At 62.3% G+C, this 13,684-nt stretch carries 12 protein-coding genes and 1 riboswitch; of the genes, 2 read left to right on the plus strand and 10 right to left on the minus strand.

All coding sequences use genetic code 11. The features are described from left to right. Nucleotides 1-104: 104 nt before the first annotated feature. The 9 genes from ACI2KS_RS05750 to ACI2KS_RS05790 all read right to left on the minus strand — a co-directional run bounded on the left by ACI2KS_RS05750 (nt 105) and on the right by ACI2KS_RS05790 (nt 10,654). On the minus strand, nt 105-797 hold the full coding sequence (locus ACI2KS_RS05750; RefSeq protein WP_404618046.1) for a pseudouridine synthase: 693 nt from the start codon (nt 795-797) through the stop codon (nt 105-107). A 145-nt stretch (nt 798-942) separates the two neighbouring features. Then, on the minus strand, nt 943-1,164 hold the full coding sequence (locus tag ACI2KS_RS05755) for a cysteine-rich CWC family protein (RefSeq protein WP_404618048.1): 222 nt from the start codon (nt 1,162-1,164) through the stop codon (nt 943-945). Then, nucleotides 1,161-2,642, minus strand: a complete 1,482-nt coding sequence (locus ACI2KS_RS05760) for a diguanylate cyclase domain-containing protein (protein ID WP_404618050.1) — start codon at nt 2,640-2,642, stop codon at nt 1,161-1,163. Before ACI2KS_RS05760 ends, ACI2KS_RS05755 begins: the two co-directional genes overlap by 4 nt. A 154-nt stretch (nt 2,643-2,796) precedes the next feature. Next, complete coding sequence (gene uca / locus ACI2KS_RS05765; protein ID WP_404618052.1) at nt 2,797-6,495, minus strand: urea carboxylase; 3,699 nt, start codon at nt 6,493-6,495, stop codon at nt 2,797-2,799. Between the two features lie 124 nt (nt 6,496-6,619). Then, nucleotides 6,620-7,243, minus strand: a complete 624-nt coding sequence (locus ACI2KS_RS05770; protein ID WP_404618054.1) for an urea amidolyase associated protein UAAP2 — start codon at nt 7,241-7,243, stop codon at nt 6,620-6,622. An 11-nt stretch (nt 7,244-7,254) separates the two neighbouring features. Further along, nucleotides 7,255-7,980: an urea amidolyase associated protein UAAP1 gene (locus tag ACI2KS_RS05775; RefSeq protein WP_404618056.1), complete on the minus strand. Its 726-nt coding sequence runs from the start codon at nt 7,978-7,980 to the stop codon at nt 7,255-7,257. An 11-nt stretch (nt 7,981-7,991) separates the two neighbouring features. Beyond that, nucleotides 7,992-8,756, minus strand: coding sequence for an ABC transporter ATP-binding protein (locus ACI2KS_RS05780; protein ID WP_404618058.1), 765 nt, complete (start codon nt 8,754-8,756; stop codon nt 7,992-7,994). Further along, nucleotides 8,753-9,568, minus strand: a complete 816-nt coding sequence (locus tag ACI2KS_RS05785) for an ABC transporter permease (protein WP_404618060.1) — start codon at nt 9,566-9,568, stop codon at nt 8,753-8,755. Before ACI2KS_RS05785 ends, ACI2KS_RS05780 begins: the two co-directional genes overlap by 4 nt. Nucleotides 9,569-9,586: 18 nt before the next feature. Beyond that, entirely contained in the window at nt 9,587-10,654 is a 1,068-nt protein-coding gene (locus ACI2KS_RS05790; protein WP_404618062.1) for a putative urea ABC transporter substrate-binding protein, read from the minus strand. 59 nt (nt 10,655-10,713) lie between these two features. Beyond that, nucleotides 10,714-10,816, minus strand: a riboswitch (guanidine-I (ykkC/yxkD leader). Between the two features lie 277 nt (nt 10,817-11,093). Here ACI2KS_RS05790 and ACI2KS_RS05795 point away from each other — a divergent pair. Further along, on the plus strand, nt 11,094-11,615 hold the full coding sequence (locus tag ACI2KS_RS05795) for a hypothetical protein (protein WP_404618064.1): 522 nt from the start codon (nt 11,094-11,096) through the stop codon (nt 11,613-11,615). 81 nt (nt 11,616-11,696) lie between these two features. Here the strand turns inward: ACI2KS_RS05795 and ACI2KS_RS05800 are convergent, their stop codons facing one another. Further along, on the minus strand, nt 11,697-12,809 hold the full coding sequence (locus ACI2KS_RS05800) for an enoyl-CoA hydratase/isomerase family protein (protein ID WP_404618065.1): 1,113 nt from the start codon (nt 12,807-12,809) through the stop codon (nt 11,697-11,699). A gap of 169 nt (nt 12,810-12,978) precedes the next feature. On the opposite strand from ACI2KS_RS05800, the gene ung reads away from it, so the two are divergent. Further along, complete coding sequence (gene ung / locus ACI2KS_RS05805) at nt 12,979-13,674, plus strand: uracil-DNA glycosylase (protein WP_404618067.1); 696 nt, start codon at nt 12,979-12,981, stop codon at nt 13,672-13,674. Nucleotides 13,675-13,684 lie beyond the last annotated feature (10 nt).

A 13,684-nucleotide genomic window follows, 5' to 3' on the forward strand; every position in this document is an offset into this window, starting at 1 on the left:
ATCAGTCACATGTGGACCGACAACTGGATTCAAGCAGGCCTGCGCGGAACCCGCAAGCGCCTTTCGTGAATTGCCCGGATCATCTGCCGGGCGGTCGGAAGCGGTCAGATGAGTTCGATCTCGTCGCGACGCAGCGCGCGATATTGGCCGGGCTCTAGCGCGGGGTCGAGCGCCAGAGGACCCATGCTTTCGCGGTGCAGGCGCAGCACTTTGTTGTCGAAAAAACCGAACATGCGTTTGACCTGATGATAGCGGCCTTCGACGATACTCAGCCTCGCACGGTGGCTGCCCAGAATCGTCAATTGAGCGGGCAGCGTGGTGAGGTCCTCGAAAGCGAAGTAAAAACCCTCGGCGAATTTCTCGAGGTAATGCTCACCGACCGGCTGCTCGGTTTCGACGTAATAGACCTTGGCCAGCTTGGTGGTCGGCTGGGTCAGGCGGCGCGACCATTGCCCGTCGTTGGTGATCAGCATCAGCCCCGAGGTGTTGAAATCCAGGCGCCCGGCGATGTGCAGGTCGTGCTTGTCCGGCTCATGGATCAGGTCGAGGACGGTTGGGTGTTGCGGATCGAGGGTTGCGCTGACACACCCGGGCGGCTTGTGCAGCATGAAGTAGCGAGCGGGTTTGCCGCCCTGAAGCATCTCGTCATCGAGCAGGACCTGGCTGAAATCGCGGACTTCATGCAGCGGATCCTTGATCGTCTGACCATCGACGATGACGCGGCCGGCAAGCAGCGCCAGGCGCACTTGCTTGCGGCTGAAACGGGGCAGGTTGCTGAGGAAGCGGTCGAGGCGCATGGGCGGTATCGTGAGGCGGTCAGGGAGGCAATGGTACGTCATCGGTGGCGCTACGAAAGCTCTGCCTGCGCACGACCTGTCGCGTCATGGTACGGCTTGGCGCCGATAGCGACTGATGCAACGCTAGCGCCGGCAAGCCGTCCTGCTACAAGGGTGTTGCGGTCACGTTCTCGACCAGCCCCGCGCACCGGGGACACAGACATGCCCGGTCGCGCAGTTCCGGGGGCAAGGCCGCCAGCACGGCGGGGTCGATGGTTTCGCTGAAACACCAGCAAGGCTGATCGACGGTGCGCGGATCGGCCAGGGTGCAGCGATTGTTCTGTCCGCAGGCAGGGCAGATGTCGGGGCTGATCAACGCAGTGCTCATGCCGGTTCCGCCATTTCGATACAGACCCGGTTACGGCCATTCTGCTTGGCGCTGTACAGCGCCTGGTCGGCACGGGCAATCAGGCTTTCCAGGGTATCGCCGGGATGCAGTTCGGTCAGACCCAGGCTGACAGTGACCTGCAGGGCTGCACCTGTGAATACGTAGGTGTGTTGCTCGGCCAGCAGGCGAATTTTCTCGGCGACGCGTCGGGCACCTTTGTTGTTGGTGTCCTGGAGCAGGATGATGAACTCTTCGCCGCCCCATCGGCAAATGATGTCGCTGTCGCGCAGGCAACGTCTGACGTCCTCGGCAAAGCCGGTGAGCACTTGATCGCCCGCCAGATGGCCGTGGGTGTCGTTCAGACGCTTGAAGTGATCCAGGTCCAGCAACATCGCCGACAACGCTTTGTGTTCACGACGGGCATCGGCAATGGCGTCCATTGCGATCTGGTCGAAACCGCGACGGTTGGGCAGGCCGGTCAGGCTGTCGAGCATCGCCTGGGTCTCGATACGAATCTGGAAGCGGCGGATGACCCGGTTCAGCAGGTACAGCACCAGCACCAGCACCACCAGGCAGATCGACAGGTTCAGGTACAGCGACCGGCGAATATCATCCAGGGCGCCGTCCTCGCGTTTGTCGACGAACAGATACCAGTTCAGTTCGGGGATGTAGCGTACGTTGAGAAAGTGCGCGTCCTCTGGCGACTCATATTGGTAGGTGCCGCTCTTGGGCTTGGGCATCTGCTGCTGCAGTTGCCGCAGGCTGGGCAGGTCGCGCAACACCTGACCGATCTTCGCGCCTTGCGGGCCGCCTTCGGCACCGGTCAGCACCAGCCGGCCGAAGGTGTCGACAAAGTACACGCTGCGTTGGTAGCGCTGCTGGTAGCGGTCGATCAGCTTGATCACCGCATCCACGGTCAGCCCGACGCCGGTGGCGCCGATGAAGTTGTTGTTGTAGTCAAAGACCTTGTAGTTGATGAAGAAGGTCAGGTTGTCCTTGTTGGCCAGGTCCGGATCGACGTTGATCTCGTAAGGATCTGCCATGTCGCGCACCCGGTAGTACCAGACATCCCGGGGTTCGTCGGGGCTGATCTTCTTCAGCACGCCTTTGGCCTGGTAATAAGTCAGGCTGTGGTTGGAGACGAAGAACGCGGTGTAGGCGCCGTAATGGTCCATGACCTCCTTGAGGTAACGGGTCATCTGCTGCGGGTCCTTTTCACCGGCCACCACCCAGTCACGCACGAACGTGTCGCGGGCCATCATCGAGGAGATCAGCACCGGGCGTACCAGATCCTTCTGGATCTCGGAGTAGACGGTGTCCGACGTCAGGGGCAGTTCGGTATTGACGATGCTGTCTCGAATGGCGTCCCGCGAGGCGAAGTAGCTCAACAAGGATGTCGCCAGAAAGCCGCTCCCCAGAAGCATCACTAACGTCAACAGCAGGGAGCGTTGTGAGTGGAGCGTGGAACGAAGGCGCATGACCAATCCGCTTGATTAGGTAATCCATTAATCGAGACATGCTAGCCTGAGGCCACCCTGTTGCGCCATCGGCGTCTGCACTTTGCGGCTGATCGGTCGCTGCCACACCGAGGGCGACTGCTTGCGCAAATCGTCGCCCTCACGCACAGGTCAATCAACCCACAGCGTCTGCTTTCTCAAGTACCACCACACGCTGACCGGCTCGTACCGCAGAGCCGGGCTGCACCCGCACCTCGCTGACCACACCGGCGATCGGCGCGAGCAGGGGTATTTCCATTTTCATGGATTCCACAATCACCAATGCCTCACCCGCTTCGACGCGCTGGCCGACGCTGACCTGCACCTGCCAGAGGTTGCCGGTAATGTGGCTGTCGACGCTGGTCTGGCCGGCTTGCAACGGTGCTTGCTCGGTCGATTCGGCTACCGCTTCGTCGCTGTCGAAGGTCGCCTGGCCGCTGGCGATCCAGCGCTCGCGCTCGGCGTTGAACGCGCCTTGCTGCTGGTTGCGAAAGGTCGCGATGCTCTCGGCCTGCGTGGCGAGAAAGGCCTGGTAGTCCGCCAGATTCAACGTGCTGTGTTCGATTTGCAGCGGGTAGCGGCCCAGGGGGAAATCGCGACGGATCCTCAGCAACTCATCCGCACTGACCGGGTAGAAACGGATCTGGTCGAAGAAGCGCAGCAACCACGGTTTGCCATCGAAAGCCTCGACTGCGCGGTAACGATTCCACATCTGCAGGGTACGGCCAACGAACTGATAACCCCCTGGCCCCTCCATGCCGTAGACGCACATATAGGCACCGCCGATGCCGACCGAATTCTCAGCGGTCCAGGTGCGCGCCGGGTTGTATTTGGTGGTCACCAGACGATGACGCGGGTCCAGTGGGGTGGCGACCGGAGCACCCAGGTAGACGTCGCCAAGGCCCATCACCAGATAGCTGGCGTCGAATACGGTGCGCTGCACTTCGTCGAGGTTTGGCAGGTCGTTGATCCGCCGGATGAACTCCAGGTTGCTTGGGCACCAGGGCGCGTCCTTGCGCACGGTGGTCATGTATTTCTCGATGGCCAGCTGGCAGGCGGGGTCGTCCCAGGACAGCGGCAGATGCACGATGCGCGACGGCACTTCGAGATCCCGGCTGGCGCAGACTTCGTCCCATTCACCGGCGACAATGTTCAGTAACTCGGCCAGCGGCAGTTGCTCGGGCTGGTAATGCACCTGCAGGGAGCGGATGCCCGGCGTCAGGTCGATCACACCGTGCAGGTTTTTGCTTTGCAGTGCCTGCATCAGCGCGTGCCCGCGAAAGCGCAAGACCAGGTCCAGCTCAGGGGCGCCTATTTCCAGCAGCAGGTGGGTGTCACCGGAGAGGCGGGCGACCAGGCGGGTGTCGTCCTGGCCGATGTCCAGCACCATCGGCGAGGTCAGCGCTGGCCTCTGTAGGAGTGAGCTTGCTCGCGATGACGGCGGTAGGGGCAATACCTCTTCTGCGTTTGTAAGATCGCTATCGCGAGCAAGCTCACTCCTACAGGATTGAGGTTGGCCCGGGAGGTGTAATGCACGTTCATCCCCACCGGTCATCAGTGCTCGGGCGGCTTCGATGCTCACCGGATGAAACCGCACCTTGTCCCCAGCCTTGAGCTGGCCCAGCTGCCACAAGTCCGCTTCGATGATCGTCACCGGACACACGAAGCCGCCCAGGCTCGGCCCGTCCGGGCCAAGGATGACCGGCATGTCTCCGGTGAAATCCACTGCACCGATCGCGTACGGATTGTCGTGGATGTTCGACGGATGCAACCCGGCCTCGCCACCGTCTGCGCGGACCCACTCGGGCTTCGGACCGATCAGGCGCACGCCGGTGCGACTGGAGTTGAAGTGCACTTCCCAGTCGGTTGCGAAAAAGCGCTCGATGTAGTTTTCCGTGAAATATTCCGGGGCGCCATGGGGCCCGTAGATCACCCGGATGTCGCGTACTGCTGGCAGGGTCGCGATCTGCTGGCTGGCGAGCTGCTGGCCTGCGCGGCGGTCTTGCAACGACGCCACATGCAGGACATCCCCGGCGCGCAGTGCCCGACCGCCATGACCGCCAAATTGCCCCAGGGTGAAAGTGCTCTTGCTGCCCAGATAATCCGGCACATCCAGCCCGCCACGCAGGCACAGATAACTGCGCGCGCCTGCCCCGGCGATGGTGCCCAGGGCCAGTGTCGAACCGGCGTGGATCAATATCGCCTGGTTCATTGGCTGCGCCTGACCTTCCAGCACCACCGGGATCACCGCGCCGGTCACCACCACCACGGCGTCGGTGTTGAAGCGCAGCGTCGGCCCGCTCATGGTGATTTCCAGCGCCGCGCACCCTTCGGGATTGCCCAGCAGCACATTGCCCAGACGCAGCGAGCGGCTGTCCATCGGCCCTGAAGGCGGCACACCGACGGCCCAGTAACCCAGGCGTCCCGGATAGTCCTGGACGCTGGTCTGGGTGCCGCCGCTCAAGACGTCGAAGGTATCAGCGCGATAGGCCAGGCTCTCCAGGCATCGGGTCCAGGGCTGGCCGCTGGAAAAGGGCGCATCGACAATGATCTGCCGCAGGTAATCGCGGTTGGTCTCTACCCCGTACAGGCGTGTCTCGCTCAAGGCGCGGCTGAGTCCGGCGCTGGCAGCTTCGCGGTCAGGCGCCCAACTGATGAGCTTGGCAATCATCGGATCGAAAAACGGCGGGATTTCGCAACCGGCCTCGACCCAGGTGTCGATCCGCAGGTGTTTGCCGTCAGCAGGCGGGAAGTGCACGGCCGTCAGCAAGCCTGGACTGGGCTGGAAATCGCGGCCCGGGTCTTCGGCGTACAAACGCGCCTGAATCGCATGGCCGCGGGGTTGCAGACCCGCTTGCAATTGAGCCAGCGCCGGCAGATCACCGGCCGCCAGCTGCACCATCCAGCTCACCAGATCCACGCCCCAGACCTGCTCGGTCACACCGTGCTCGACCTGCAGTCGGGTGTTCACTTCAAGGAAGTAGAAACGCTGATCGTCGCTGTCGAAGACGAATTCCACCGTCCCGGCGCTGCGATAGCTGACCGCTTTGGCCAGCTTGATCGCCGCCGCGCACAGCGCCTGGGCCATGCCTGCCGGCAAATTCGGCGCCGGGGTTTCTTCGAGGACTTTCTGGTTGCGCCGCTGCACCGAACAGTCGCGTACGCCCAGGGCAATCACCTGGCCCTGACCGTCGCCGAATACCTGAACTTCCAGATGCCGGGCGCGCTGGATGTATTTCTCGATGAACACACCGCCGTCGCTGAAGTTGTTCTGCCCCAGGCGTTTGACGGCATCGAATGATTCGCTCAGTTCGCTGGCGCTGCGGCACACACGCATGCCGATCCCGCCGCCGCCTGCGGTGCTTTTGAGCATCACCGGATAGCCGATCGATTCGCCAGCGCTGAGCGCCGATTCGATGCTGTCCAGCAGCTCGGTGCCTTCGAGCAGCGGCACGCCGTGTTGTCTGGCCAGCGCGCGGGCGGTGTGCTTGAGGCCGAAGACCCGCAGCTGCTCGGGCGTCGGGCCGACAAAGGCGATCCCGGCGTCCTCGCAGGCTTGGGCAAAAGCAGCGTTTTCGGACAGGAATCCGTAGCCTGGATGGATCGCCTTGGCGCCAGTGGATCTGGCGATGGCGAGGATCTTGTCCACCGCCAGATAAGTACTCGCCGCACCGCCTTCGCCGAGGCTATGCGCCTGGTCGGCTTGAAGGATGTGCAGGCTGGCCGCGTCGGCCTCGGAGTAGACCGCCACGCCTTCGACGTTCAGCGCGCGCAGGGTACGCAGGATGCGGCAGGCAATGGCGCCGCGGTTGGCGATCAGCAGTGTGTCGAACATGGTTATGACCCCAGAGACCGACGTTCATCGATCCCGAACCGGGAAGCGGGCCGTCCCGCTGTTGTACTGTTTGCACGAAGGCCGTCCCTCGCGCCAAAACGTCTGGGCAGTCAGCGCGCGAGGTTCAATCCCGCACCTGCAGCTGGGCCGGGGTCGGGTTGTAGCCGTTGCACGGGTTGTTCAATTGCGGGCAGTTGGAGATCAACACGATCACGTCCATCTCGGCGCGCAGTTCGACGTACTTGCCCGCGCCGGAGATGCCGTCTTCGAAGGTCAGCCCGCCTTCGGCAGTCACCGGCACATTCATGAAGAAGTTGATGTTCGGGCTGATGTCGCGCTTGCCCAGGCGACCGTCGTGGATGCAGGCGCGCAGGTAGTTGTCGCGGCAACTGTGCATGTGGCGCTTTTCCAGGGCGTAACGCACGCTGTTGCTCTCTTGGGCGCAGGCGCCGCCGAGGGTGTCGTGGCGCCCGCAGGTGTCTTCGACAATCGTCAGCATTGGCCTGCCAAGGTTGGAATAGAGCACGCTGCCCTTGCTCAGATACACGTTGTTCTGCCGCCGCAGGGTGCGTTGCACGTCGTAGCGCTCGCGCGGGTTGGCCAGGCTGTAGAACAGCGTGTCGACCGCCTGATTGCCCTCGAGGTCGAGCAGACGCAGGGTTTGTCCGGCCTTGAGCTCGGTCAGCGAAGGCTCGCCCGCCGGGATGTGGGTGATGCAAACCGGGGCGTTGAGTTCAGCAGTATTCATGGCGTACCTCCTCAGGCGAACAGGCGATCGGTGTTGATGAAGCCGCGGATGTTTTCTTCACGCGAGGTGCGGCAATGTTCGGCGACGCTGGCGTCGGCCTTCATCCAGCTCAGCTTGACCGGCTGCGGTGCGTATTCGGGGTTGGGGTCCATCGGGTGTTGCAGGGCCGTCAGCACCACCAGCGTGTCCATCGGCGCATACAGCTCGATGTAGTTGCCAGCTTTGGAGTTGTCGGCGACGAAGCTCAGGGCGCCGTGGTCGTCGACCTCGACCCGGCTGAACAGGTTCAGGGTCATCAGCAGGTCCGAGAGGCCCAGGCCCCACTTGCCCATTTCCACCAGCAAGTTGTCGGCGCCATTGCGGAAGAAGCCGTTGCGCAGTTCCTGATAGCGGCCCTGGCCGTACTTTTCAGTCACTTCCTCGGCACACAACACGCCGCCGATGCTGTCGCTCCAGCCGCAGGTGTCGGCGGTGATCGCTGCCAATACGCGGCCCATGTCCGAGTACAGGCAATGGCCGCTGGTGAGTTTGGCGGTGTGTTGGCACTTGAGGCTGTCGGGCAGGTTCAGGCGCTCGGTTTTTTCATGGGCGTTGAACAGCGTCAGGCTGACGTTGGCATTGCCGTTGAGGTCGGTCAGGCGCAACAGTTCGCCGCGCTTGAGCACGAACGACAGGTGGCCGCCACCGGGCAGCAGTTCTTCGGCAAATATCGGGAATACAGAGGTCGAATCAGTCATGTCGGAATCCTTCAAGCCGTTTGCAGCGACTCAATGGCCGCGCGGGCGGCGCGGCGGTCGCTGTTCAGGGGAATGTCGTAAGTGATGCGGGCGCCGTAGGCACCGGGGGCGTGCGGGTCGAGGCGGACCTTGTCGAAGACCAGCAGCCGGGTGCCCAGGTTGAAGCCTTCGGACAGATCGTGGGTGACCATGAACACCGTCAGTCTGGTTTCGCGCCACAGCTCCAGGAGCAGGGCGTGCATGTCCTTGCGGATGCCTGGGTCCAGCGCGCCGAACGGCTCGTCCAGCAGCAGTACGCGAGGCTTCATGATCAATGCCTGGGCAATGGCCAGGCGCTGTTGCATGCCACCGGAAAGCTGCGTCGGGTATTTGTCCAGCGCGTGACCCAGACCGACCTTGTGCAGCAGCAGCGACGCCTGTTCGCGCGCCTCGCGCTTGGCCTTGCCGAACAGCCGCCCCAGGAGCGCCGAACGCGGCAGCTCCAGACCGAGCGCAACGTTATCCAGCACCGACAGGTGCGGGAACACCGAATAGCGCTGAAACACCACGCCGCGGCTGGCGTCCGGCTCATTGGCAAGGGGCTGGCCGTCCATCAGGATCGCACCTTTAGTGGGGACTTCCTGACCCAGCAGCAGGCGCAGGAAGGTCGATTTGCCGCAGCCCGACGCGCCGACCAGGGTGCAGAATTCGCCCTCGGCAATGCTCAGGTTCAGGCCTTCGAGTACCACTTGATCGTCGTACTGCTGCCAGACGTTATTGACCGTGATGAAGCTCATGGGCGCGCGCCCTCGTACCAGGGGAAGGCCTTGCGGGTCAGGGCCTTGAGGCCCCAATCCATCAGCCAGGCGAGCAGGGTGATCCACACCACGTAGGGCAGGATCATGTCCATGGCCAGATAACGGCGCACCAGGAAGATCCGGTAGCCCAGCCCGTCGGTGGAGGCGATGGCTTCGGCCGCGATCAGGAACAGCCACGCCGAACCCAGCACCAGCCGCAACGAGATCAACAGGCGCGGCAGCAGTTGCGGCAGCACCACACGCAGGATCAGCGTCCAGGTCGAGGCGCCCAGGGTCTGCGCCTTGATCAACAGCTCGACGGGTATCTCCCGGGCGCGCTGTTCCAGATCACGGGCCAGTACCGGGGTGATGCCGATCACGATCAGCATCACCTTGGACAACTCGCCCAGCCCGAAGACGATGAACAGGATCGGCAGGATTGCCAGCGGCGGAACCATCGACAGCACCGTCAGTAACGGCGACAACGGCGCGCCGAACAGCGGCAATACGCCGGAAGCGATGCCCAGGCACAGCCCTGCCACAGCGCTGACCGCCAGACCGACGGCCAGGCGTTGCAGGCTGGAGGCGGTGTCCTGCCACAGGATGTACTCGCCGGTGCGCTGATCGGGAAGGATCGCCACACGTTTGATCGCCTCCGTCATCTGCACGGCGCTGGGCAGCAGCTTGTCGTTGGGGTTTTCCGTCAGCCGGGTTGCCGAGCCCGTGAAGTAGGCGAACAGCAACAGGGCGAACGGCAGGATCACCAGAATCAAGCGGCTGGCGCGATCCGGTCGGCGATTAATCAGGCGCATGGCATTGACCTATGGGATTTACAGCTTGCCGTCGGCAGCCATCTGCACGTAGCTGGGGTCGAAGTGCAGCTTGAGATTGCCCTTGTCGCCCTCTGTCACGCTGTTGGCGAAGGTCATGCCGACGGCGCTGGCGTCCTTGGCACCTTCGCCGAGCAGGCCGTGCTCGAACGAAAAGTCAGCCACCTTGCGCATGGTGGTCGGCAACTGCTTGCCGGTGGCGAACTCAAGGGCTTCCTTGGGCGTGGCGAACAGCTTGGTGGTGTCCAGTTGCGACTGGAAGCCGGCCAGATCGGTGCCCGAGGCTTTGGCCATGTGTTCCAGCGCCTGGGTCGATTCAGCGGACTTGGCGTTCATCAGGGCGACCACTTCGAACCAGGCGCCAGTCAGTGCCTTGCCCAGCGCCGGGTTGTCCTTGAGGGTCTGGGTGTTGACCACCATCATGTCCATGATCTCGCCGGGAATCTTGCTGGAGTCGAAGACTTCAGTGACGCCAGGCTTGGCCTTGACCTCGGACAGCATCGGGTTCCAGGTGGTGACGGCCTTGACCTCGCTGGTGTTGAAGGCGGCGGCGATGTCGGCGTCGGAGGTGTTGACCACCTTCAGGTCTTTCTCGGTCAGGTCCACCGAATCCAGCGCGCGGGCCAGCAGATAGTGAGAAACCGACAGTTCGACCAGATTGACGTTCATGCCCTTGAGGTCGGCGACTTTCTTGCCATCGCCCTTGATGACGATGCCGTCGTTGCCGTTGGAGAAGTCGCTGACCACCAATGCGGTACTCTCGACGCCGCCCGCTGCCGGAATGGTCAGGGCGTCCATGTTGGTCATGGTGCAGCCGTCGAACTGGCCAGCGGTGTACTGGTTGATCGATTCGACGTAGTCGTTGAGTTGGGTGACCTTGATGTTGATGTTGTACTTCTTGGCCCACTTGTCGACGATGCCTTGGGTCCCTGCGTATTCCCAGGGCATCCAGCCGGCGTAGATAGTCCAGCAGACGTTGAAGTCTTTCTTCGGGGCGGCACTGGCCGAGAGGCTGATGGCGGCGATGAGGGCTGCGCTGAGCAAGCCGAACAGACGGGATTTTTGCATTGGAAATCTCCAGTAGCGAAAAAGGGCGGACAGGAGCACGGCGACACCACTGGTGTCCTGTCTCCCGGGCTTTTATCCCGCCGTGTAACCTCTACTGGAGGTCGCCGACTCTCGGACCAGCCACTCGCCCTGAAGCGAGCCGGAACCCTAGTCGGCTATTGCAAATTGTGGTGCCGCGAACCTGTGTTGACTCCTGCACGAGGTTTGTTAAGCGAGAGTTGTGCCAAGTCTCTGCAGGCCATGTGGGCCGTGGATATCAAGGATAATCATGAAATTTGTCGCGCTGTATCGTGCACTGTTGAAGGGCGCCGTCCGGCGGCTGGGGCTTGGGTCAGGGCACTGGAAGGGGACTTTGCAGTCTGATGTTACGTTCTCGGCAGTTTCGGGAACGCCGACCAGCGCCGCTGGTTTGAGCTCTATCGCGGTCCAGGAGGCCGCCATGTATCGACGAAGCTTGCTCACCGTTTTGATGACTTTGTCCCTTGCCGGTTGTTACGGAGGCTATTACGAATCAGACACCTACACGCAGCCGGTCTACAGCAGCGGCTATAGCGGCGCTTACGTGTATGACGGCTATCGCCCGTATGGGCCTGCCAGCGTTTATGGCTCACCTTATTACTCTGCGCCGCGCTATTACTCGGCGCCACGTTATTACTCACCCCCCCGGTACTACGCACCGCCCCCGCGTTATTACGGACCAGGCTACGGCGGTGGACGCCCCGGCTATGGCGGTGGCAACTGGAACGGTGGCGGCTACCATGGAGGAGGCGGCGGCTCTGGCTATCGTCCACCGCCTCAAGGGCCTCGGCCTGGCGGCGGTGGTAACAGCGGATGGAATGGCAACCACGGCGGCGGCGGGGGAGGCGGTCCAGCCCCAGGCAGGCCGTCGGGTGGCAACTACCGCGAAGACGGCAACTTTGGCCGCGGCGGCCACGGCGGGCCAGGCGGAGGCAATCGCTGACGGGTAGCCACAGGCGGTAAGTTGTAAGGCTCAAGCCCGGACTGTTGCAGCTTGAGACTTGCAGCTTGCCGCTGTTTCATTTCAATACCCCGACAAGTCCGCCAGCGGATGCCGCCCTTCCCAGGCCTTCTCGAAATGCGCGTCTACCACCGCCAATGGGATTGCGGCGATGTCCTGCCAATGCCAGTGCGGTGTGTGATCCTTGTCGATCAAACGCGCGCGCACCCCTTCTGCGAACTCAGGATGTCGGCAGCAGTTAAGGCTCATGCAGTACTCCATCTGCAATACCTCGGCCAGGGACATATGACGCGCCCGCTCAATCTGCTCCCAGACCAGTTGCGCTGTCATGGGGCAGCCCTCGGTGAGGGTTTTTGCAGCCTTGGCCAGCAACGCGTCCTGTGAATGCAGCTGATGCTTGAGTGCGTTCCAGGCGCATGGGGCGTCGGCGACATCCAGCAGTTCATCGATCTGTGGCCGACGCGGCAGCCATTGTGCTTCGGGCAATTGCCCGACCGCTTCCTGCTGCAAGGCCTTGAACAGGCTGTTGAGCTGGACGGCGGTCTGTTCCTGCCAGTTCAGTTGCAGCAGCCGGTCGATCATTTCTTCCTGCTGATCGTCGAGCAGAAAACGATCGGCCAGATCCAGATCCAGCGCATCTCGGCCGTTGATGTGCGACCCGGTCAAGCCCAGGAATAACCCTAACTTGCCTGGCAGGCGTGACAGAAACCAGCTGGCGCCGACATCCGGATACAGACCGATATTGATTTCCGGCATCGCCAGGCGGCTGCTCGGCGTGACCACCCGGATGCTGGCACCTTGCAGCAGGCCCATGCCGCCCCCGAGCACATAACCATGGCCCCAGCAGATCAGCGGTTTGGGGTAAGTGTGCAGCTTGTAGTCCAGGCGATATTCCGCGGCAAAGAAATGCGCGGCCAGCGGCGGGACTTTTCCCGGCTTGCCACGCCCGGCCTCGATCAGGGCGCGTACATCGCCGCCGGCGCAAAAGGCTTTATCGCCGTTACCGCGCAGCAGCACACAGACGATCTGCGGATCATTGGCCCAGGCGTCGAGTCGATCCTGCAGCGCCAGAATCATTGGCAGGGACAAGGCATTCAGAGATTTTTCCGCGTCCAGCGTGGCGATACCCAGGCGGGCACCGTCGGTTCCGGTGAGCTCTTCGAATTGCAGATTCATCGTGACCTCTTGTTCGTGGTACGGGCATCCAACAGGGCTGTGAGTGCCGTCGATGCCGGGAAGTTGCAATCAGGCATTGCAGTGAAGTGTAGGAAAGCCCCGATGACCTGTGCTGGAAATAATTGGCGACAGTCCCTAAAGTTCGCGCATTGTTTTCCCGGACGACACCATGACAGACGATGACCGCATCAAACTGCAAGCCAGCTGGAAGCAGGCGCTGCGCGATGAATTCGAAAAACCCTACATGGGTGAACTGCGCGAGTTTCTGCGTCAGGAGCACGCGGCGGGGAAGGAAATCTATCCGCCCGGCCCGCTGATCTTCAATGCGTTGAACTCGACGCCGCTGGACAACGTGAAGGTGGTCATTCTTGGCCAGGACCCTTACCACGGCCCCAATCAGGCGCACGGCCTGTGCTTTTCGGTACAGCCCGGCGTGCCCGCGCCGCCATCGCTGGTCAACATCTATAAAGAGCTCAAGCGCGACCTGAATATCGACATCCCCAATCACGGCTATCTGCAATCCTGGGCCGATCAGGGTGTGCTGATGCTCAACACCACTCTGACCGTCGAACGCGCCAACGCTGCCTCCCATGCAGGCCGCGGCTGGCAGCATTTCACCGACAAGATCATCGAAACCGTCAGCGCCCACCAGCCGCACCTGGTATTCCTGCTGTGGGGGGCTCATGCGCAGAGCAAGAAAAAGCTCATCGACGCGTCCAAACATTTGATCCTGACGTCCGTCCATCCGTCGCCACTGTCAGCCTATAAGGGCTTTCTGGGCTGCGGGCATTTCGGGCTGGCCAACAAGTATCTGCAACAGAACGGCCTAAGCCCGATCGAGTGGCGGTTGCCTGCGGTGGTGTGACACGCACACG

The organism is Pseudomonas sp. NPDC087358, assembly GCF_044900785.1.
Taxonomy (GTDB): domain Bacteria; phylum Pseudomonadota; class Gammaproteobacteria; order Pseudomonadales; family Pseudomonadaceae; genus Aquipseudomonas.

Bases quoted from the DNA above. Each gene is read 5' to 3' on its own strand.
- ACI2KS_RS05750 (WP_404618046.1), bottom strand. From the start codon at position 797: ATGCGCCTCGACCGCTTCCTCAGCAACCTGCCCCGTTTCAGCCGCAAG.
- ACI2KS_RS05755 (WP_404618048.1), bottom strand. From the start codon at position 1,164: ATGAGCACTGCGTTGATCAGCCCCGACATCTGCCCTGCCTGCGGACAG.
- ACI2KS_RS05760 (WP_404618050.1), bottom strand. From the start codon at position 2,642: ATGCGCCTTCGTTCCACGCTCCACTCACAACGCTCCCTGCTGTTGACG.
- uca (WP_404618052.1), bottom strand. From the start codon at position 6,495: ATGTTCGACACACTGCTGATCGCCAACCGCGGCGCCATTGCCTGCCGC.
- ACI2KS_RS05770 (WP_404618054.1), bottom strand. From the start codon at position 7,243: ATGAATACTGCTGAACTCAACGCCCCGGTTTGCATCACCCACATCCCG.
- ACI2KS_RS05775 (WP_404618056.1), bottom strand. From the start codon at position 7,980: ATGACTGATTCGACCTCTGTATTCCCGATATTTGCCGAAGAACTGCTG.
- ACI2KS_RS05780 (WP_404618058.1), bottom strand. From the start codon at position 8,756: ATGAGCTTCATCACGGTCAATAACGTCTGGCAGCAGTACGACGATCAA.
- ACI2KS_RS05785 (WP_404618060.1), bottom strand. From the start codon at position 9,568: ATGCGCCTGATTAATCGCCGACCGGATCGCGCCAGCCGCTTGATTCTG.
- ACI2KS_RS05790 (WP_404618062.1), bottom strand. From the start codon at position 10,654: ATGCAAAAATCCCGTCTGTTCGGCTTGCTCAGCGCAGCCCTCATCGCC.
- ACI2KS_RS05795 (WP_404618064.1), top strand. From the start codon at position 11,094: ATGTATCGACGAAGCTTGCTCACCGTTTTGATGACTTTGTCCCTTGCC.
- ACI2KS_RS05800 (WP_404618065.1), bottom strand. From the start codon at position 12,809: ATGAATCTGCAATTCGAAGAGCTCACCGGAACCGACGGTGCCCGCCTG.
- ung (WP_404618067.1), top strand. From the start codon at position 12,979: ATGACAGACGATGACCGCATCAAACTGCAAGCCAGCTGGAAGCAGGCG.